At 36.3% G+C, this 21444-nt stretch carries 19 protein-coding genes and 1 pseudogene; 3 read left to right on the forward strand and 17 right to left on the reverse strand.

The annotated features are described in order from the left end of the window. Positions 1-3 precede the first annotated feature (3 nt). The 5 genes and pseudogenes from eboE to HW347_RS10335 form a co-directional block, all read right to left on the reverse strand. Positions 4-1197, reverse strand: a complete 1194-nt coding sequence (gene eboE, locus HW347_RS10315) for a metabolite traffic protein EboE (protein WP_214611801.1) — start codon at positions 1195-1197, stop codon at positions 4-6. Between the two features lies 1 nt (position 1198). Next, positions 1199-2362: pseudogene (locus tag HW347_RS10320) on the reverse strand (3-dehydroquinate synthase); the annotation flags it as partial. Between the two features lie 30 nt (positions 2363-2392). Then, complete coding sequence (gene eboC / locus HW347_RS10325) at positions 2393-3295, reverse strand: UbiA-like protein EboC (protein ID WP_214611803.1); 903 nt, start codon at positions 3293-3295, stop codon at positions 2393-2395. After that, positions 3295-4203 (reverse strand): TatD family hydrolase, encoded by a 909-nt coding sequence (locus tag HW347_RS10330; RefSeq protein WP_155597370.1) that lies wholly within the window; start codon positions 4201-4203, stop codon positions 3295-3297. Before HW347_RS10330 ends, eboC begins: the two co-directional genes overlap by 1 nt. Before the next feature lies 1 nt (position 4204). Continuing rightward, positions 4205-5062, reverse strand: a complete 858-nt coding sequence (locus HW347_RS10335; protein WP_214611804.1) for an EboA domain-containing protein — start codon at positions 5060-5062, stop codon at positions 4205-4207. A 177-nt stretch (positions 5063-5239) separates the two neighbouring features. Between HW347_RS10335 and miaE the strand changes: the two genes are divergently transcribed. Further along, positions 5240-5821: a tRNA-(ms[2]io[6]A)-hydroxylase gene (gene miaE / locus HW347_RS10340; protein WP_214611805.1), complete on the forward strand. Its 582-nt coding sequence runs from the start codon at positions 5240-5242 to the stop codon at positions 5819-5821. 60 nt (positions 5822-5881) lie between these two features. On the opposite strand, the gene ppk1 is transcribed toward miaE, so the two are convergent. The 8 genes from ppk1 to pyrR all read right to left on the reverse strand — a co-directional run bounded on the left by ppk1 (position 5882) and on the right by pyrR (position 12440). After that, positions 5882-7984 carry a polyphosphate kinase 1 gene (gene ppk1, locus HW347_RS10345; protein WP_214611806.1) on the reverse strand — a complete coding sequence of 701 codons (2103 nt, stop codon included), beginning with the start codon at positions 7982-7984 and terminating at the stop codon, positions 5882-5884. After that, entirely contained in the window at positions 7985-8470 is a 486-nt protein-coding gene (locus HW347_RS10350) for a SixA phosphatase family protein (RefSeq protein WP_214611807.1), read from the reverse strand. 63 nt (positions 8471-8533) lie between these two features. Next, a complete protein-coding gene (gene pdxH, locus HW347_RS10355; RefSeq protein WP_214611808.1) occupies positions 8534-9181 on the reverse strand; it encodes a pyridoxamine 5'-phosphate oxidase in 648 nt (215 codons plus the stop codon). Positions 9182-9251: 70 nt separating this feature from the next. Then, complete coding sequence (locus HW347_RS10360; RefSeq protein WP_214611809.1) at positions 9252-10157, reverse strand: ribonuclease Z; 906 nt, start codon at positions 10155-10157, stop codon at positions 9252-9254. Between the two features lie 4 nt (positions 10158-10161). Further along, positions 10162-10635, reverse strand: a complete 474-nt coding sequence (locus HW347_RS10365) for a DUF3291 domain-containing protein (RefSeq protein WP_214611810.1) — start codon at positions 10633-10635, stop codon at positions 10162-10164. Beyond that, entirely contained in the window at positions 10632-10964 is a 333-nt protein-coding gene (locus HW347_RS10370; protein WP_214611811.1) for a ribonuclease Z, read from the reverse strand. Before HW347_RS10370 ends, HW347_RS10365 begins: the two co-directional genes overlap by 4 nt. A 7-nt stretch (positions 10965-10971) precedes the next feature. Beyond that, complete coding sequence (locus tag HW347_RS10375) at positions 10972-11898, reverse strand: aspartate carbamoyltransferase catalytic subunit (protein WP_214611812.1); 927 nt, start codon at positions 11896-11898, stop codon at positions 10972-10974. 2 nt (positions 11899-11900) lie between these two features. Continuing rightward, on the reverse strand, positions 11901-12440 hold the full coding sequence (pyrR, locus tag HW347_RS10380) for a bifunctional pyr operon transcriptional regulator/uracil phosphoribosyltransferase PyrR (protein ID WP_155597380.1): 540 nt from the start codon (positions 12438-12440) through the stop codon (positions 11901-11903). Positions 12441-12629: 189 nt separating this feature from the next. Between pyrR and HW347_RS10385 the strand changes: the two genes are divergently transcribed. Continuing rightward, positions 12630-13835 (forward strand): hypothetical protein, encoded by a 1206-nt coding sequence (locus HW347_RS10385; protein WP_214611813.1) that lies wholly within the window; start codon positions 12630-12632, stop codon positions 13833-13835. A 75-nt stretch (positions 13836-13910) separates the two neighbouring features. On the opposite strand, the gene rpsA is transcribed toward HW347_RS10385, so the two are convergent. After that, positions 13911-15740 (reverse strand): 30S ribosomal protein S1, encoded by a 1830-nt coding sequence (rpsA, locus tag HW347_RS10390; protein ID WP_155597382.1) that lies wholly within the window; start codon positions 15738-15740, stop codon positions 13911-13913. A gap of 241 nt (positions 15741-15981) precedes the next feature. Continuing rightward, complete coding sequence (locus HW347_RS10395) at positions 15982-17565, reverse strand: hypothetical protein (protein ID WP_214611814.1); 1584 nt, start codon at positions 17563-17565, stop codon at positions 15982-15984. A 212-nt stretch (positions 17566-17777) separates the two neighbouring features. Here HW347_RS10395 and HW347_RS10400 point away from each other — a divergent pair, with 212 nt between their 5' ends. Then, positions 17778-18158: a LysM peptidoglycan-binding domain-containing protein gene (locus tag HW347_RS10400; RefSeq protein WP_194534173.1), complete on the forward strand. Its 381-nt coding sequence runs from the start codon at positions 17778-17780 to the stop codon at positions 18156-18158. Between the two features lie 58 nt (positions 18159-18216). Here HW347_RS10400 and cmk read toward each other — a convergent pair whose 3' ends face one another. Next, complete coding sequence (gene cmk, locus HW347_RS10405) at positions 18217-18909, reverse strand: (d)CMP kinase (RefSeq protein WP_214611815.1); 693 nt, start codon at positions 18907-18909, stop codon at positions 18217-18219. Beyond that, positions 18909-21359: an endopeptidase La gene (lon, locus tag HW347_RS10410; RefSeq protein ID WP_214612146.1), complete on the reverse strand. Its 2451-nt coding sequence runs from the start codon at positions 21357-21359 to the stop codon at positions 18909-18911. Before lon ends, cmk begins: the two co-directional genes overlap by 1 nt. Positions 21360-21444: the final 85 nt, after the last annotated feature.

Raw genomic sequence — 21444 nt, forward strand, 5'->3', positions numbered from 1 at the left:
CTTCTAAAACTTTTCTACAAACCAATCAATCTCTCTAATAATAGACTCAGAAAGGTCTCTTTTTAAAGCAGACGGAAGAACATCCCAAGTATAGGTCTCAATTTCCAAATGCTCAGAAACAGGATGGTCCTTTATATATTTCATCACTTTTAGAATATGGTCTTGCGTAGAATCTAACGCACCAAAACGTTCTAAAAATATTGGCACATGAAAATGTGCCCGTAACTCTTCAAATTCTCTTTTATTCTCAAGTACAATAGGCAAATCATTGTAAGTTTTTACCTTTCCATCTACCTTTTCCGTTACTTGATGAAGGTATGTAGGTTCGTCAAAAAGCGTCAAGGCTTTCCATATCTCATCATTCCCTGACGGGTTAGACAAGATTTTTAAGGCTGCACTAACTTGAATCTTTCCTATAGCAATGCCTGCTTCTGCAAACTTTTCAAAGGTATCTATGGGTTCTTCATAAGCCAATGAAAAATGACAAATATCGTAACAAACCGTAAGGTAACGGCGTATTATTTCATCCGCAGTCTCAGTATTTACTCCAAGTTTTTCACTGATTACAGATGTTCCGATAGGCAATAGGTAATCTGCAAAAAAATGCAACACCTCATCACTGTTCTCTAACATGCCATCTGGTTCCGGTTCAATATCAAGATGTAGATACTTCCCCGTTTCTTTTTCTATATTATGTAGATGGATGGCAACCTCTATCATATTTTTTGCTCCAGTTTCAAAAGCTAATTTTGTAGCCTCTTCTGTAGCATGCCAGTATTTATAACTTACGGGAGATGTTGAAATCCCACCTGCAATACCCTCTGGAAGTAAAGCTGCCAACTGATCAAACATACGCTTGGTATAAATCAGCCTTTCCTGGGTGGTCCAATCTGGTGCATGAACATCATCTTTAACCCGTTCATTATGAAAATTACCATACGGAAAACCGTTCATGGTAAACACATAAACCTGATTATCACCTAACCATTGTTTAAACTCGTTTAGGTTTCCGTTCAGAGCAAGCTCTTCGCTCGCCTTATTGGATAATCGTAAACCAAGTCCAAAAGGGTTATTAGGAGACACCTTTTCCTTTATCTGCGGAACGTGTTCTTTAAGACTGTCAAAAGTGGTCTTCCAATTAAATCCTGGATGGATATTGGTGCAATATGTAAGTTGAAAATTGTTATCTATGCGCAAGCTACTCTACTTTAAGTTTTGAAATTTCGTTTACCAAATCCAATGCCTTTTTCATGGTCTGCCGGTCAATTTCGTGAACGTCGTGTTTTACACCAATATCTGAAATAAGAGTTATGGTAAGTTCCCCACCTAAGTGTTCCCTAAATTCTTCTATTCCATTAAGTAATTCATCGACTTCTTTTTCTGTAGCCAACGGAAAACTTAAATCAAAACCGATATTCTGAAAAACACGTACAACACGATTTAAATCGGCCTCATTAATCAAACCAATTAAATGAGTGTATGCCACATCTAGAACAATACCCTTTGCTACGGCTTCGCCATGGCGAAGTGCGTAGTTGGTCATATACTCCAATTTATGTGCAGCCCAGTGACCAAAGTCCAATGGCCTAGAAGAACCACTTTCAAAAGGATCACCGCCTTGTGCAATATGGTACATATGCATTTCTGCACACCTATAAATGGTATACTGCATGGCTTCCATATCTCTATCTCTCAATAGATGTGCATTTTTCTCTATATATTCAAAAAAGACAGCGTCCTTAATCAATGCAACCTTTAAGGCTTCAGAAATACCGGAAATCCAATCACGTTGTTCCAACGTTTTAAGGAAATCAGTATCATTAATGATAGCATATGGAGGAGCAAAAGTTCCTATAAAGTTCTTCTTCCCGAAGGCGTTGACACTATTTTTTACACCCACAGCAGAATCATCTTGCGAAAGTACTGTAGTAGGTATGCGTATCAACTTAACACCTCTATGTGCTATTGCCGCAGCGTATCCTGCCATGTCTATTACAGCGCCTCCACCTATAACGACAACAAATGAATGGCGACAAATCGCATACTCGCTAACTGCCTTAAGGATATCTTCAACTTGACTTTCATTATTCTTGCAAGCTTCACCACCTTGCACCACCATACTTTTCATATGAACCAGATTCTCTTGGTAATGTTGACAGTAGGCTTTTATATTTTTAATAAGGTCCGGGTGAGCAGCAGCTACCCCATCATCAACAACAAAAAGAAGCTTTACGGGCTCATTTTTATATGCCTTAATAATATCCTTGAACAAGGTATTTTCTGTACCGAACAAATTTTCGGTAAAGTGGAGGCCATATTGATATGAAACCTCAAATTTTTGCTCTATAGTTTTAAACATCGTATTTCTTTTGAAGGTCGATAAAAATTGACCTTAGGTAACGGCAAACACTCTAGATAAGCCTTTTGAAACAGGCAGTAATGCCAATATAATTAATCCGTACCACCAGTCAAAAAATGCAACGGCAATAGACGAATCCAATAAGATTAATGCTATGACACCTGCCATAACAGCTTTTTTAATATTCTCTGGTGAGTTTACGGAGTGTGCTTTTATTAAAGGTCTAAAAACCGTGAACGCAAACAATACTAAAAACAATAACGGAAATAAAAGGGCATCCGTATGTAAAAAGGCCATAGTTGCCACAGCTAAAATAACTGCACCATATAGTACTCCTGCCAATACAATGTGGTTTTTGTTTTTTCCATGTACTTCCCCTCTGCTTATCAGCGTGATAGCAAAAATATAAACGATTGGAATAATAGCCATAAACCAGGAATCGAAATTACCTAAAATGGACATGCCCAACAGCAAATTTACACCTCTACATAAGCCCATACTCAACGGACCGAAAAAATCATATTTTTTGGCAATCCCATCGTATAAAAGAATTGCCAAGGCAAGTGCAACAGCTACTATGCCAGAAGTTCCCGAAACTAAAAAGGCCAACAACACACCAATAACCAAGGTGGTTACACCATACATAGCAGCTGCATTAAAAGGAACTACGCCACTAGGAATAGGCCGCTCAGGTCGTTCTACTTGATCAAGCTTAAAGTCAAAAACATCATTAAGAATAACTCCTCCGGCATAAAGAAACACCGATGAAAATACTAAGTATACGATATTTAGGAAAAGGTTAGAACCAACAAAACCGGCATCAATCCCACCTATGAAAACACCGCCAATAGCTACACCTGCCAAAATATCTGCGGCAGCTGTAGGTAAATTAGCAGGTCTTGCCAATCGCGCATAACCAAGAAATGTGCGATTCATTATTTAATCTGATCAGAATCTACTCTAGGCTCTTGCCCTCTTAAAACGCTATTATCATTAAAAAGTTGGGCTTGGTTAATACCTTTTGGATTCAACCAGTGCTCTTCTTTCATCTTACCATTTGTGCCAAAAATATCTAGCGCATTCTGGTAACAGGTTTTTACAACGTCTTCTCTTGCAATCCCTCTTTTTAGCATAAGGTTTGCGGTTTTTGGCACCGCTAATGGATCACTTACACCCCAATCTGCAGAGCTATCTACAATTATATTATTACTACCATATTTTTTTACAACCTCTACCATTCGCTCATTACCCATTTTTGTTTTTGGGTAAATAGTAAATGCAGCAATAAAACCTCTATCAAGAACGTCCTTAACCGTTTCTTCGTTATTATGATCAATTACCACTTGCGAAGGGTCTAGACCATGCTCCAGACAAACTTCCATACTTTTTAAAGTACCTGCTTTTTTATCACGGTGAGGCGTGTGTACTTGGACGACCATACCCAATTCTTTAGCCATTTCTAATTGCATACGGAAATACTTATCTTCCGCTGGGGTTTGGTCATCATAACCTATCTCGCCAATAGCTACTACATTCTGCTTGTGAACATATAAAGGTAAAAGCTCTATAACTTGTTCTGCCAAAGCTTCATTGTTTGCCTCCTTAGAGTTTAGACCAATTGTACAATAGTGGTGAATACCAAATTGACTAGCTCTAAAAGGCTCCCAGCCAACTAAACTACTGTAATAATCTTGAAAAGAACCTACTTGAGTTCTTGGTTGTCCTAACCAAAAAGAAGGTTCTATTATAGCAACAACCCCGGCCGCAGCCATAGCTTCATAATCGTCTGTGGTTCGCGATGACATATGTACATGCGGGTCGATTATCATCATTTTATCTTCCATACTAATCTTTTATATTTTTCCAGGTAATGTTTTTGTTCTCTACTTGAGCTTTCAACTCGGGATGCTTTGCCAATAATTCTTTAGCCATTGGCTCTTCAGAAGTATAACAGCATAAGGCCGCTACTTTATTTTCAATAGGATTATCGCTAGCAAACAAGCGCACCATATCTTTCAATAGGTTTTCATCCAAAAATGCGGCTACTGGCCTCCAGAATAAGGGTTCTATTTCTCGTGAAGCTGCCCATCTCTCATGTGCGTAATCAGATATAATACGCGTCAAATCCTTATTCGCTCGTTCATCAATACTTAAAATGGTCGAAAGGTCTAACTGCATAAATGCAGCCTTAAGGAACATTTGGTTCCATTGCTGATCATTAAAGTATTTTGCGGGATACGGATTCTGCATACTTATCGCCTCGAATATTGTGGCAATGTTCGTACGCAATGCTTCTACTGCAGTTTGCTTATAATTTTCGGCATCGGGCAATAGAATAAGATACTTCAGGAAAGTTTCAAGTTCTCCGGTATCCGCCACCTGAATTAGGTTGGCAACTTTAGGCACAAAGAAATCGCCGTTTGCCTTCAATACCTTTATTAAAAGATAAATTCTGGCTATCTGAAGCGTTGTGGCATTCTGCGTTCTTAAATATTGGGTTACTTCATCTGTATCTGAGCTCAGATTCAAAACGGTGTCTGAATCAATCTTACTAGCCAACAAGCTGTAAGTCATATACAGGTCCTTTGTAGAACTAGAGCTAGTGATTTGCTCCAATTTTGATTGCAACCATGAATCTGTAGCAGCATCTAAATTGCTATTCAATAAAGACTGAAGCTCTTGGTCTAATTTGGTTAATTCCATAATCTGTTATTCGGGTTTCTTGACAAGTGGTAACAACCCTATTTTTAGTGCCTTTCGGCATAATAAAAAACAACTATTCACAAAACTAATTATTCTTTGGAGAAACAAGATATATTAGATGCTAAATTCTAGTTATAGTTTACAAAGATTCTTGCTAATTTTACGAAAAACATAATTATGCTAGGCCTGAAGTTACCAACTGACCCAAGATGGGTGAATATTGTTGAGAAAAACATAGATGAAATTTTAACGGACCATGCGTACTGTGAGCAAAAAGCAGCAAGCACAGCCATATCATTAATTATAAGTTTTCCGGAATATACAGCGCTCGTAGAGGAAATGATTGCTCTTTCTAGAGAAGAGATGGCACATTTTAAAATGGTACATGACCGAATTACAGCAAGAGGGCAAACTTTAGGGCGTGATAGAAAGGACGAATATGTACTTCAATTGATAAAATTTTTTCCAAAAGGTGGAAGCCGAACGACCCAATTAGTTCATCGTCTTTTATATGCCGCATTAATTGAAGCGCGAAGTTGCGAGCGCTTTAGATTACTTTCAGAAGAACTAGAAGACAAAGAACTTGCAGAGTTCTACCACAAGCTTATGGTAAGTGAAGCCGGACATTACACCATGTTTTTACAATTTGCAAGACAATATGGTGACCGTACCGAGGTGGACAAAAAATGGCAAGCACTACTAGATTTCGAATCTGGAATAATGAAAAACCTAGGAAATAAAGAAAGTATTCACGGATAAGAATTTCAAATTTTAGGTAAACAAATAGCATTACCTAAAACTTGAAGTCTTCAATTATTTTTACTCCGGAATAGGAGTATCTGCATCTAATTTATTTTTATAATAATCATACGTAGCAAACTGAGACCGTAGTTTTGGCTTGTCATTTATACGATACGCATTATCCTGCTCTTCGTTGAACACTCTGGCCTTAACATTATCGTTCCAAGAGATTTCATAGGTATCTAGCAATTCCTTTTTCACATCTTCATCATAAATAGGACAACCAACCTCTACTCTATTCTCCAAGTTACGGGTCATGAAATCTGCCGATGAAATAAATACGCTTGTATCTCCATCATTACAGAAAATGAATATACGTGGATGTTCTAGAAATTTATCTACAATACTGATTGCTTCAATATTCTCGCTCATACCTTCTATACCTGGAATCAAGCAGCAGATACCGCGTACAATCAATTGTATCTTAACGCCGGCATTACTGGCCTCATACAATTTATCGATCATCTTATATGAAGTAAAGCTATTCATCTTTATTTTGATGAAAGCCTCTTTACCTGCCTTAGCATTCAAAATTTCTTTATCGATCAGTTTAATAAAGAACGATTTAGTATAGTGCGGAGATACTATTAAATGTTTGTATTTATTGATTTTATACGTGGTTTCAAAGAAATCAAAAACCTTGTTCAATTCTTTTAAAATAGGCTCGTTTGCCGTGAACAATGTATAATCTGTATAAATTTTTGCTGTTGATTCGTTAAAGTTACCCGTACTTATAAAACCATAACGTTTTATAATTCCGTTCTCTTCACGTTCAATCATACATATTTTACTATGCACTTTTAGACCAGGTACACCAAAAATAAGCTTCACTCCTTCCGCCTGAAGTTCTTCTGCATATCTAATATTGGCTTGCTCATCAAAACGTGCTCGTAGCTCAATCTGCAAGGTTACCTGTTTCCCATTTTTTACGGCATTTGAAAGGCATGCCGCTACTTGAGAATCATTGGCAAGACGATAAACCGTAATCTTAATCGCTTTTACTTTTGGATCAAGAGCTGCTTCCCTTAAGAATTTCAATACATAAGCAAACGATTGATAAGGCGTGTACTGCAAGTAATCTTTCTCTGCTATTTTCTCTAACAGACTACCTTCTAGACTTAGTCCTTTTACCGGTAGCGGCACTATCTTATCATACATAAGATCTTGTCTTCCCAAGCTAGGAAAGCTCATGTAATCTCTCTTGTTATGATATCTTCCTCCGGGAATGACACTATCCGCATCTTCAATTCCCATTTTATCTTTTAGAAAATCTAATGTATCCGATTCTATATTTTTGTCATAAACAAAACGTACCGGATCACTAATTTTTCTATGCTCTACGCTAGAGTAAATTTTCTCTATAAAACTCTTACTTAAATCATTATCTATATCAAGTTCTGCATCTCGCGTAATCTTGATCATATGAGAAGAAATGGACTTGTAATCAAACATTGGGAAAACGCTATCCATACAATACCTAATTACATCATCTAGAATAATGATATAATTCTTATCACCTTCTTTAGGAAGCACAACAAAACGATCTATGCCTTTTGGAATTTCAATTAAAGCATATCTTTTCTCTCTTTTCTCATACGTAAGCTTAGTGTGATCATCACTTTTCAACACCATTTTTACAGCCAAGTAAGCAGCAGTATCTTTTAACATAGGGAACTCTGCCAAATCATTCAAGATAATGGTCATGAGTTGTGGACTCACCTTTTGGTTAAAGTAGCTTCTAGCAAACTCACCTTGCTTTTCTGAAAGTTCATTTTCATTAAGCAAGTAAATATTTTGTTCTTCTAGTTCGTTTTCAATATTCCTTAGTATTTCAACGCTTTTACGCTGTTGCTCAATAACGAACTTGGTAATCTCTACTAGTAAATCTTTAGCCTTTTCACCACCTAAAACACTTTTCCCAGATTTTCCTGCTTCAAAAATACGTTTCACAGTGGCATAACGAACCTTAAAAAACTCATCTAAGTTGTTCGAAAAAATACCTAAAAAACGAAGACGTTCAATTAACGGTACGTTTTCATCCTCGCACTCTTGAAGTACCCTTTCATTAAAACGTAACCAACTTATTTCTCTGTTTATATATCTAGTTTTAGTCTTTATCATTTATCTAAGGTCTTTCGGGAAAATTGTCTGTTTTGTTATTCCTTTTTCAACTGAATTCCAATTATCAACATTGAAATTAAGATGCACCAGTCCACTGGTAGAAACGTTGTCAATATAGGAATTTCCCAAAGAATTGGCAACATGTGTAAAAGCATGATTATGCCCAAAAATCATTACAGAATCTAAGGAATCATCAAGATTTGCTATAAAGTCGAAAACCGATTCTCCCGAAAAATCATACAACTCGTTCTTTATCTGTACTGAAGATAATGGTAGGTTTAGTTGTCTGACAAAAATCATACAGGTATGCAAAGCCCTATTAGCAGGACTTGAGAAAATAGCATCTACTTTTTGAGCTTGAGATTTAAATTCTGAAGATACCAAAAGAGCGTCGTTTACCCCTCTTTCCTGAAGCGGCCGATCTTTATCACTCACCGAATAATCCCAAGAAGATTTGCCATGCCTGACCATCACCAATGTTTTCATTTAACTAAAATTTAAAGTTTTAAAAATGTTTTGATAGCCCTTCACCTGACTTAAGCCAAACGATTAAGGTGCCAACCGTTCCATTTTCCAATCTAAATTATCTATTAAGGCGTATCTAATGCGATCATGCAAGCGATTAGGCCTGCCCTGCCAAAACTCCATAGATTGCGGCTTAACAATGTAACCGCCCCAATTATCTGGCCGTAGAATCTCTTTATTCTCGTATTTGTTCTCTAATCTTTTTAAATTATCCTCTAAAGTCTCTCTTGAAGGAATAACCGAACTTTGCGGAGAAACCAAAGCACCCAACTTACTGCCCTCTGGACGTGATTCAAAATAACCGTCAGATAAATTTTCTGCTATTTTTTCGGCCTTACCCTTTATAATAATCTGCCTTTCCATGTTGGGCCAAAAGAAAGAAATACAGACATTAGGGTTAGCTGCAATAGCTCTACCCTTTTCACTATGGTAGTTTGTATAAAAGATAAATCCTTCGTGGGTAAACTTTTTCAATAACACTACCCTACTTTTGGGATAGCCATCTAAACCAATAGTAGAAACAGTCATTGCATTAGGTTCGTCTACTCCATCCGATGCCTCGGTTTCATAGAACCATTTCTGAAATAGCTCCATTGGATTGTCTGAAATAGAACCCTCTAGAAGGGCGCTTTTTTCATATGATTTTCGGTAATCGCCTAAATCTTTTTGCATAATCTTCTTTGCTAAAATCCTTTTACCCAAAGTTCAGCAAAAGATTGGTAACGAAGAAGTAGGAAGGAGACTAAAACTCAAAAAACTTACCATCATCGGCAAGCTCAACATTTGGGAAGATTTCCATAGCTTCTTCTTTAAAAAGCTCAATGGATTTATAACGCGTAGAATAATGTCCTAAAATAAGCATTCCCACGTTGGCAGCTTTAGCAATAGATGCTGCCTGCATTGCTGTGGAATGTTTTGTTTTTACCGCTAAATGAGCCTCAGATTCTAAAAATGTAGATTCGTGATACAATGCTGTTGCACCTTTAATTTGGTCAACGATATCTGGCTTGTAGCCGGTATCACTGCAATACGCATAACTTTTAGGAACTGGCGGATCAAAACTTAATTCTGTATTTGAAACTATAGTACCATCATCCAGCACCACATCTCTGCCATTTTTAATGTTTTGAAAATAAGCTTTGTCAATCTTATGCTTCTCAACAGCTTCTACATTAAGTTTGCGCTCACCTGCTTTCTCCTTAAAAAGAAAACCGTTGGTATACACCCTATGACTTAAACGAATGGTCTCTACCGTAACTTTATCATCCTCAAAAATAACCTCAGGCTCCTTACTGGTAAGCTCATGAAAATATAGTTGATAATTGGTCCATGAATCTCCGAGCTTTAACAAAAGTGTAATAGCCTCTTTAATTCCTTTTGGACCGTAAATATGTAATTCCTTATCTCTTCCCAACAAGCGAAAAGTTGAAACAAGACCAGGCAAACCAAAAAAATGGTCGCCATGTAAGTGAGAAATAAAAATATGGTTGATACGCGAAAACTTAATCTTATGTTTCCGTAATTGTACTTGCGATCCTTCACCACAATCAATCAAAAACATATGATTCTTAACTTCCAACACCTGAGAAGTAGGGTTGGTCATCGTTCGTGGTGTTGCTGCATAACAACCTAGAATTTGAAGCTTCATTTTTCTAGTTCTTGGGCGAATATATTAAAGCATCTTCAGCTGTAAATTGCCCTTTAAAACTAAAAGCATAAGGAGATTCTCCATGGTCATTTAGATACTGAAGACGTTCTTTAGCCTCCTCCGGAGTGGGCACATGACCTTCCTTAGTATACCACAAACACATGTGCATGTCAGACATGTTATGAAACCATTCTTTCTTTCTTTTCATGACTCCAGCATGCTGTGAGGCATATGTAAAATTGAACAAGGCCTCTTTAGATTCCCAAACCGACATATTTATAATAAGGAAATTATCCTCAAAAACACGTAGCGCGGTGGCATCGTTTTCTTCACCTTTTAATCTCCAAACAAACCCTGTACTATTATCTGCAATGGCATTTATACGATCTAGATCCTTTACAAAATCAGCCATCACAGGGCTGTCTATTGGGGCTAGCATTTTAGCAATGTTTACTTGAGATAGGTGGTAGTTACTCATAAATCTAAATCGCGTTCTATTTCTTCCATTTCAATAACATCTTGTGCTTCTTTAATTGTTGGCACAACCATTATAGCATCTGGCACCTCATCATAAGAGACTTTATTGGTAACCAAAACAAAAGATTTCTTAGACTTTTTATGCAAATCGGAAATTTGCAAAAATTCAAGAACATCATCTGCCTTTAGCTTTGAAAAGGAAAAAAGGTTTATGACAATATTGTCATTTTTAATTTTTGGATAAGCGTCATTTAAGTTTTTCAAGAAAATAGAAAGCGTGGCATTTTCTTGAGAAACGATAGTTGTAGAACCGTCTGAATCGAAAATCATACTTTTATTATTTTATTTTTGAAGCTAATAAATAAATCACTGCCATACGAATGGCAACACCATTTTCTACTTGATTTAATATGATGGACTGCTTTGAATCTGCCACATCACTTGTAATTTCTACACCTCTGTTTATTGGTCCGGGGTGCATAATTACTATTTCTTTATCTAAACTATTTAGTAATTTTTTATTAACACCAAACTGCTGGGTGTACTCCCTAGTCGTGGGAAAATAACTAATATCTAATCTCTCATTCTGAATACGCAACATATTAGCTACATCGCACCAATTTAAAGCCTTCCTTAAATTCGTCTCTACGGTTACCCCTAAAGATTCTATATGTTTTGGCAGCAAGGTCTTAGGTCCGCAAACCTTTACATTTGCCCCTTGTAATTTTAAAGCGAAAATATTGGATAACGCTACCCGGGAATGCAGAATATCACCAACAATAACCACGTTTTTACCTGCTACGTCTCCTAACTTTTCTCTAATGGAATATGAATCCAAAAGTGCCTGTGTAGGATGCTCATGTGCCCCGTCTCCTGCATTTACGATAGATGCATTAACATGTTTTGAAAGAAATATGCCGGCACCAGGATTGGGATGGCGCATAACCACCATATCTACCTTCATAGAAAGGATGTTATTGACCGTATCTATTAAAGTCTCCCCTTTTTTTACCGATGATTGTGCAGCCGAAAAATTAATGACATCCGCAGAAAGTCGTTTTTCAGCAAGCTCAAAAGATAATTTGGTTCGGGTACTGTTTTCAAAAAAGATATTGGCAATAGTAATATCTCTTAAAGAAGGAACCTTTTTAATAGAACGATTGATTACTTCCTTAAAATGGTCTGCGGTCTCGAAAATGAGTTGAATATCATTTTCATTTAAGTATTTGATTCCTAATAAGTGTTTTACACTCAGTTCAGCCATTGTTATTTATTTATCAAATATATCGCGTCTTCACCGTCATTCTCTTTCCAAAGAACCTTAACTTTTTCTCCGTTTATAGCATCTACTTGCCGCCCACGGTAATTAGGCTGAATAGGCAAATGCCTACTAAATCGTCTATCAATTAGTGCCAGCAACTCTATCTCAGAAGGTCTCCCAAATGATTGTATAGCCGTTAAGGCAGATCGGATACTACGGCCCGTATAAAGCACATCGTCTATAAGCACCACTTTTTTATCCTCAATTAAAAAATCTATCTTAGTTTTGGTTGCTTCTAGCGTCTTATCTCCTCTTCTAAAATCATCTCTATAAAAAGTGATATCTAGAAAACCTAGCTTAATTTCCTTTACGCCATAATCTTCTTGCAATATTCTCTTTAATCTTTCTGCCACAAAAATACCCCTAGGCTGAAGGCCTATGAGGACGGTATCTTTAAAGTCTAGATGATTTTCAAGGAGTTGACATGCCAAACGATGGAGTATGATGTTTATTTCTTTTTCAGAAAGAAGTACTTTTTGACCCATACTGCTTTATTGCTTTAGCTACACAAAAATAGGGAATTCTGCTTATAAACAAAGTTACTTTACAAATGTATGCGGTTTTCTTCTAATCTAATGAAAATTTTGTAGGGTACCCTGTGGTTCCAAATCCTACCTATCACAATAAACAACAGGAAAAACACGTTTTTACTTCTCATTAAAACCGAATCTAAAATGATGAAAAGAATTCAATTATTGAGTGTCTTATTTATTCTAATAATGACATCTTGCTCAGACTCTGAAGAAGCCGCTACCCTATCCTCTGAAAAACAAATAATTAGTTTTGAAATAACAGGATACAGAACTGAAATGCAAGGCTCAAAGATAACAATTTACGTAAACCCCTCTAGCGATGTACAAGGTAAGGTAACTCCAATAGTTGAGGTTTCAAAGAATGCTAATTTCAGCATGGACTTTGGAAATATAAGCATTGAGAATGAAGATAAAATAATAGTGACCGCAGAAGATGGTTCAACCGCAGAATACATTACTACCCCTGTTTTTGAAAACGGAATTAAAGAAATCAACGTTCTTTATACTCAAGAAATGGACGGAGAGACTATTACTGGACGATACCCTGGGAAAATTAACTTAAACGATAAAGAAATCACATTTGATGTATCAAAAGAGTTCTTACTACAAGACAATGTAATTTCACAAATAGAATTAGAAACAATCGGAGAAATAAGTACTCAGCCCAATAATAATGATTTTATAGACCTTTCCCTAGAGTCAATTTCAACTACAATAGATGGAACTAATACTGATTATACCGTGAGATTTTTAAACATAGGTAAGACTTTAGGACAATTCTATTTAGATATGACAGGATTTAAAACCGGAGGATCTCCATCAAGACAAGCCCCAGAAGAAGATAGAGTGGATTTACCAAGTGGAAATTTAATATACTATACCTTAGAGAACCAAGACTTGACTAATATAAATGTAAGTACAAGTTTTTTTCCTATGGGCGCTACTATTAGCCCTAGTATAGATGAACCTATAGATTTTACAAATGATGTAACATTCACAGTTACATCTGAATCTGGACATACCGATTCATTCATTGTTCGTGTTGTAAAAAAGAAAATATTCTTTAGTGGAGAAATTCTTGGAAACTCATCAACCATAGATAATGATGCTTTTAATCGCTACTTTTCTAACAGCAAAATAAGTAAGCTCTACTTAGTAAATTACGATACCAATCGCAGAATTGCTTGTAATATCAATTCAGATAATTTTGAACCAGGTGTTTCTACATATATAACATATCAGCTAACTGACGAAGTTGAAGATGGAGAAAGATTCGTTCTTGAAGTAGAATTAGAAAATGGAGAGGTGGTAACCACCAATGAAAAAGTTGTTATTAATAAAAAATAACATTCAACCTCATAAATAAAAAAAATCCCCATAACCAAAAGGCTATGGGGATTTCTATATAGATTAATGTGAGGCTTAACTCTTACCTTCCATCTTATCTTTCAACGCTTGCAATGCTTCGTTAGCATCACCTAATGTTGGCTTAGCTTCGTCTGCAGATGCTGCAGATTTCTTCTGCTGTGCTTTAACGTTACGCTGCTCTTCCTCACGGAAAATAGCAGTGTGACTTGCAACAACACGTTTGAAATCTTTATTGAATTCAATGATCTTAAATTCAGCTTCGTCTCCTTTGCCTAATTTCTTACCATCTTCCTTCTCTAAATGACGTTGCGGAACGAAAGCAGTGATATCTTCATTAAAGTCTATTGTAGCACCTTTATCAACGATATCGGTAATAGCAGCTTTATGAATAGTATCTACAGCAAATTCAGCCTCGTATTTATCCCAAGGGTTCTCAGTAGTCTGTTTGTGACCTAAGCTAAGCTTACGACCAGCAACATCCAACTCTAACACTTCAACTTCCATTTTGTCTCCAACAGAAACAAACTCAGATGGGTGCTTGATTTTCTTAGTCCAAGAAAGGTCAGAAATATATATCAAACCATCAATACCTTCTTCCATCTCAACAAAGACACCAAAGTTGGTAAAGTTTCTTACGATACCTGAATGTTTAGAACCTACAGGATATTTAGTAGTAATATCTGTCCATGGGTCTGGAGTCAATTGCTTGATACCAAGAGACATTTTACGATCTTCACGATCCAACGTCAACACAACAGCTTCTACTTCATCACCTACTTTTACGAAATCTTGAGCCGAACGCAAGTGCGTAGACCAAGACATTTCAGAAACGTGGATCAAACCTTCAACACCTTCAACAACCTCAATAAATGCACCGTAATCTGCGATTACAACTACTTTACCTTTTACTTTGTCTCCAATTTTGATTTCGTCGCTCAAGGCATCCCAAGGATGTTTCTCCAATTGCTTCATACCCAACTGGATTCTAGATTTGTTCTCATCAAAATCAAGTATAACAACGTTGATTTTCTGATCCAATTCTACAACCTCGTTTGGATGGTTAATACGACTCCAAGAAAGGTCAGTAATATGTACTAAACCATCTACACCACCAAGATCAACAAACACACCGTAAGAAGTAATGTTTTTCACAACACCTTCTAACACTTGTCCTTTTTCTAACTGGCTGATGATTTCTTTCTTCTGCTCTTCGATATCTGCTTCGATCAACGCTTTGTGAGATACTACAACGTTTTTGAATTCATGGTTAATTTTAACCACTTTGAATTCCATTGTCTTACCAACATACTGATCGTAATCACGAATAGGCTTCACATCAATTTGAGAACCTGGTAAGAAAGCTTCGATGCCAAAAACATCTACAATCATACCACCTTTAGTTCTACACTTAACGAAACCACTAACAATTTCTTCGTTATCGTGGGCTGCATTTACACGATCCCATGCCATAATGGTTCTAGCCTTTCTGTGAGAAAGTACTAATTGACCACTTTTATCTTCACGGATATCAATAAGAACTTCAACCTTATCACCCACTTTTAAGTTTGGGTTGTAACGGAATTCGTTCAAAGAAATAACACCTTCAGATTTAGCATTGATATCTATGATCGCCTCACGGTCGGTCAAATAGACAACTCTACCTTGAACTACCTCTTCATCGGCAGTATCTACGAAGTTTTCAGCTACTAATTTTTCGAATTCCTCTAATTTAGAGTCATCTACTTTTTCAATACCTTCTTCGTACTTCTCCCAATTAAAGTTTTCCAAAAATTCTTTTGGATCTTGTTTAGGGGCTTGTTCTTTTACTTCTTGTTTTGCTTCAGTAGTATCTTCTACCTGGGCAGTTGTTTTTTCTTCAGCCATTTGCTGATTATAAATTTGTATTCTACGACGTCACAAGAGTTAAACAATGATCGCAGAAGTTGTTATATGTATTTTTTTATAGTTCCTTTTCGCTCTTGATGAATTTGTAAAAAAGGAGTGCAAAAATACAATTAATTTATTTGTATAACAACAGAATTGTTAGCGAAGGTCAAATTAACACATGTCATGCCTGTATCAATACTCCGATATATATTAACAAGCGACTAAAATATAATTTATCTTAAAAGGTAAGAGTAAGTTGAAGTTCATACCACTCCCTATCATTAAAATGATTGTTTTGCTGAAACATGCGCTTCGTATAGTCTCGCTTGGTGCCTAATTTAATTAGTGAAGCATTTATTCCGGGACCAAAATCACCGGTCGTTTCAGGTTTTACCCTTAACCCTTGCATTTCTATTTTTTTCTGAATTTCAGTTGGTATTTCGATATCATAGAAAGGAATGTTCAAGTTAGATACAGGTTTGGTATAGTAACTCCATTTCAACGCCTTAAGGCCATCTTCAAAATTGTAATCGGCGTAACGAAGAAGGATGTGATCATAATTACCTGAAGTTGTTATTTGTTGGTTATCGTAAGTCAGATTCATTTCAGGCATAGGCTTATAAGAGAGACCCTTTTGCCTAGTAATGACAGAGTAATAATTTCCGATATAAGCTCTTATATATTTTTCATAGATTTCGAACTCCTCAATTATCGGAATATAAAATCCATCACTATAAATATTGGCACCAGCAGAACCTATTTGTAGCATATTATGATATATACCATTTTGATAATCTTGTTCATTCCTAAACCCACGAATAGTGCAATGATAATTATCAGCAATGTGGGTTTTAAACTCATCGGGGATTTCAACTTCGTAAAAGGAACTTGGCGTTAAAAAATCACTTTGCTCGTAAGATGTTTTTTCCAAATCAGTAATAATCAAATAACTGTAATCTTCTTGAGTATTTGCGCTTATTGGGTTTGTGGGGACATTGATCATTAGAAAAAAGTCATTCGCTATGTCACTTGAATATCTAAGAGGCAAATCTGTAGTATTCGTAATATAGCCTTGGTAGCCATAACCATTAGCGGAAGCCAAATGGTCTGAAATAACGCTCAAATTCGCATTTTGATTTCTATCAGGAAAATATTCGTAGTTATCTTCTAATTGTAATTCTGATTGAGATGCTAAAATTGTTCCGACTGGAACTTCATCAAAAGTTTGGATAGCAAAGTTGTTATTGGAATTTTTTTCAGTAGGACTTGTAAAAAGAGATGCGATTATATTTTCTTTTGTCGTTTCATCATCCCCATAAAATATGATATCCTGACCTGAAGTATAGTTTTGGTAGTCAATGAGTTTTCCATCTAACGAATGAATCATTACATAATTATCATAATAATAATTATCCTTTAAATTAGAATGAGGAACACTAATTAATAACCGCTTCATTTCAATCTGTTCATTTACTCTCGTCTCGTTTTCCGAACCGTCAATGGCAATTATTTCAATATTCAAATTACCCGTGGGATAATCAAACGGATTTATTATGAATGAAATTTCATTTGTGGTTGAAGTAGCAGCTTTTTGACCATTTACAATAAGTTCTGTGTCGACTATGGACGAATCATCAGAAATTTGAAATTTTATCTCTGTTTCGACTTCTATAATTTCCGGTAGGTTTTGAACAATTACCAATGGTGCCTCTTCATCTTTTGTTTCAATTTCAGGGGACTTCTCATCATTTTCACAACTATAGACAAGCAGCAAAAAAAATGTAAAAAACACCACATAAATAGGGTATATTCGTTTCATCATTTTATCTTGATATGGTGACTAATTAACTCTCAAAACCTAATTACCAGTACTATTGTTTCTTTTCCTACTACTAAACATAACCTTTTGCTCCTTACCACAACGAAGAATCGGCTTAATTATTTTAAGACCTTTTTTACATCATTTTATACGTAAAACAGTGGTTTTATCGTTATCTTAGGGACAATAATATTAACCATTAAAAAGTATTAAGTATGAGCGTAAAAGCAAAATATCAAGAAGTTTTAAATCTTGGTGAACAATTGGGTATAAAAAACGGAGATGTTTCTGAAGAAAACGGTGTGCTGAAAATCAAAGGCGAAGCTGGGACCCCATATGAGAAAAACTTGCTTTGGGATAAAATAAAGCAGTTAGGCGGCGAAAGTCCTTCTGACGTAAAAGCTAATATTTCTGTTACGGATTCTTCTATCTATGCCAGACACACTGTTAAAAGTGGTGAATCTTTGAGTAAGATTGCAAAACAATACTACGGAGACCCTATGAAATACAAGCAGATTTTTTCTGCCAACACTGGCGTATTAAGTAACCCAGATGTAATTCAGCCTGATCAGGTTTTAGTTATTCCAAATTTATAGGGAATAATAACCTGTGAAATAAAAAAAAACCTGCCAGATTCAAATCTGGCAGGTTTTTTTATACTTTTTCAATATAGCGCTCGGCTATACTTAGCAGCCGTTCAAATTGTTCTTTGAGGCCCATGTCACTATTATCAAACTCTATAGCGTCATCTGCTTTTCGCAACGGAGAAAACTCGCGATGCGAATCTATAAAGTCCCGTTTTTCAACATTTTCTAGCACATCTTTATATAAGACTTCCTCTCCTCTATCCAACAATTCTTTATATCTACGTGTAGCCCTTGCTTGAGGTGATGCTGTCATAAAAACTTTTAATTCTGCATCAGGAAAAACTACGGTACCAATATCTCTACCGTCCATAACAATTCCTTTTTCCTTGCCCATATCCTTCTGCATTTCCACTAACTTAAAACGCACCTGTTCAATCTCGGCAATTCTACTAACATATTTAGAAACTCGCATAGTGCGTATTTCTTTCTCTACGTTCTCATTGTTTAGGTACATTTCGGCAAAACCAAGTTCAGGATTAGGAACAAACCGTAACTTTATTTTTGGTAATAATTTTACCAAATCTTCTAACCGCTCTTCTCCGTCTGCAATAAAATTATTGCGCATTGCAAACAATGTTATTGCTCTGTACATAGCACCTGTATCTACATAAACGTAGCCCAGTTCTTTGGCTAATTGTTTAGCCAAAGTGCTTTTTCCTGTTGAAGAAAATCCATCTATTGCAATCGTAATCTTAGACATTAGAGTTTTTTTGCGTTCTTAACTTTTTGATTTGTAATAGCTAAATCTACCACTTCATGCATGTCCGTAACATAGTGAAATGTAAGACCCTTAAGATACTCTTTTTTAATCTCTAAAATATCTTTTTCGTTGTCTTTACAAAGAATCAATTCTTTAATTCTAGCCCGCTTAGCAGCAAGGATTTTCTCTTTAATTCCACCAACAGGTAACACTTTACCTCTAAGTGTTATTTCGCCAGTCATAGCCAAACTCTTCTTCACCTTCTTCTGAGTAAACAAAGATACTAAAGAGGTTAGCATAGTAATACCTGCACTAGGGCCATCTTTTGGAGTAGCACCTTCAGGCACGTGAATATGAACATTATATTTATCAAATACTTCAGGATTTATTCCAAATCTTTCTGCATTGGACTTGATGTATTCCATGGCAATTGTTGCCGACTCCTTCATTACCTTACCTAAGTTTCCGGTAATATTTAAAGTACCTTTCCCTTTTGATAAGATAGATTCTATAAAAAGGATATCACCCCCAACACTTGTCCAAGCAAGACCGGTTACAACTCCTGCTACATCATTATTTTCATACTTATCACGCTCTAACCTAGCTGGCCCTAAAACCGTTTCGATTATTTCATTGGTGACTTTTACTTGATATTCCTCTTCAAAAGCAATATTCTTGGCCGCATAACGCACCATTTTTGCAATCTGTTTTTCCAAAGAACGTACACCAGATTCACGTGTATAGCCTTCTACTATTTTTTCTAATTGAGGTTTTGCTATTGTCAGGTGCTTAGAAGTAAGCCCATGCTCTTTTAACTGTTTAGGAAGTAAATGTCTTTTGGCAATTTCTACCTTTTCCTCAATAGTATAGCCTGTAACATTTATGATTTCCATACGATCGCGAAGCGCCGGCTGAATTGTACCTAAGTTATTCGCCGTTGCTATGAACATCACTTTAGAAAGGTCATACCCCATCTCCAAGAAGTTATCATAAAACTCACTATTCTGCTCAGGGTCTAAAACCTCCAACATTGCAGAAGAAGGATCACCTTGACTGCTACTGGATAATTTATCTATTTCATCTAGAATAAAAACCGGATTGGATGTACCTGCCTTTTTAAGGCTCTGTACAATTCTACCTGGCATAGCTCCTATATAGGTTTTACGATGCCCACGTATTTCCGCTTCATCTCTTAAACCACCCAAAGATATTCTTACATATTCTCTCCCTAGAGCTTCTGCTACCGATTTACCCAAAGAGGTTTTACCAACCCCTGGAGGTCCGTATAAACACAAAATGGGAGACTTCATATCGTTTCTCAGCTTAAGAACAGCTAGATATTCAATAATACGACGCTTAACATCCTCAAGACCGTAATGATCACGATCTAATATTTTCTGAGCACGTTTTAAATCAAATTTATCTTTTGAAAACTTGTTCCAAGGCAAGTCTAGAAAAAGGTCTAAATAATTTCTTTGAATAGAATACTCAGCAACCTGAGGGTTCATTCGTTGCATTTTAGCCAATTCTTTATCAAAATGCTCTTTTACCTTAGCATCCCACTTTTTCTTCTTAGCCTTCTTTCGCATCTCAAAAATCTCATCATCGTGAGAAACTCCACCCAATTCTTCCTGAATGGTTTTCATTTGCTGATGCAAGAAATACTCCCTTTGTTGTTGGTCCATGTCATTTCTGACCTTAGACTGTATATCATTCTTCAACTCCAATTTCTGAAGCTCAAGATTCATGTGTTTTAATGTGGCAAGCGCTCTTTCTTGGAGATTATTTATCTCCAATAGCTCTTGTTTTTCTTTTACACCAAGGTTAAGATTAGACGAAACAAAGTTAATTAAGAACGAATTGCTTTGAATATTCTTAATGGCAAAAGAAGCCTCACTTGGTATGTTAGGATTATCCCGGATAATCTTTAGCGCTAAGTCTTTTATAGACTCAATAATCGCTAAAAATTCAGGTTCAGCCTGATTAGGTCTCTCCTCGTTGGTATCCCTAACCGTTGCAGTCATATAAGGTTCTTCTGTAAGCATCTCCGCTACTTCAAAACGTTTTTTTCCTTGAAGGATTACCGTAGTATTCCCATCGGGCATTTTCAATACCCTTAAAATACGTGCAACCGTACCCAGAACATTTATATCGTTTACTGTTGGATTTTCAGTGTCCTTATCTTTTTGAGATACAACACCAATTACCTTAGAACCTTTGTTCGCATCTTTTATTAAATTGATGGATGAGTCTCTACCCGCTGTAATAGGAATTACAACTCCAGGAAACAAAACGGTATTACGTAAAGGCAGTATAGGAAGTGTCTCAGGCAAAGCCTCATTATTCATTTCTTCCTCGTCTTCTGCAGTCAAAAGGGGTATCAGCTCAGCATCCTCATCGATGGCCTGTAGCGACATATTGTCAAAATTCGTGAATTTAGGATCTCCCATAGTATTATTTGCGGTCATTCTGTCATTTTAGTGACAGAACCCTTAGTTATCTATTAACATCATATTCATTAAAAGCACTGTTATC

The organism is Zobellia barbeyronii, from assembly GCF_018603515.1.
Taxonomy (GTDB): domain Bacteria; phylum Bacteroidota; class Bacteroidia; order Flavobacteriales; family Flavobacteriaceae; genus Zobellia; species Zobellia barbeyronii.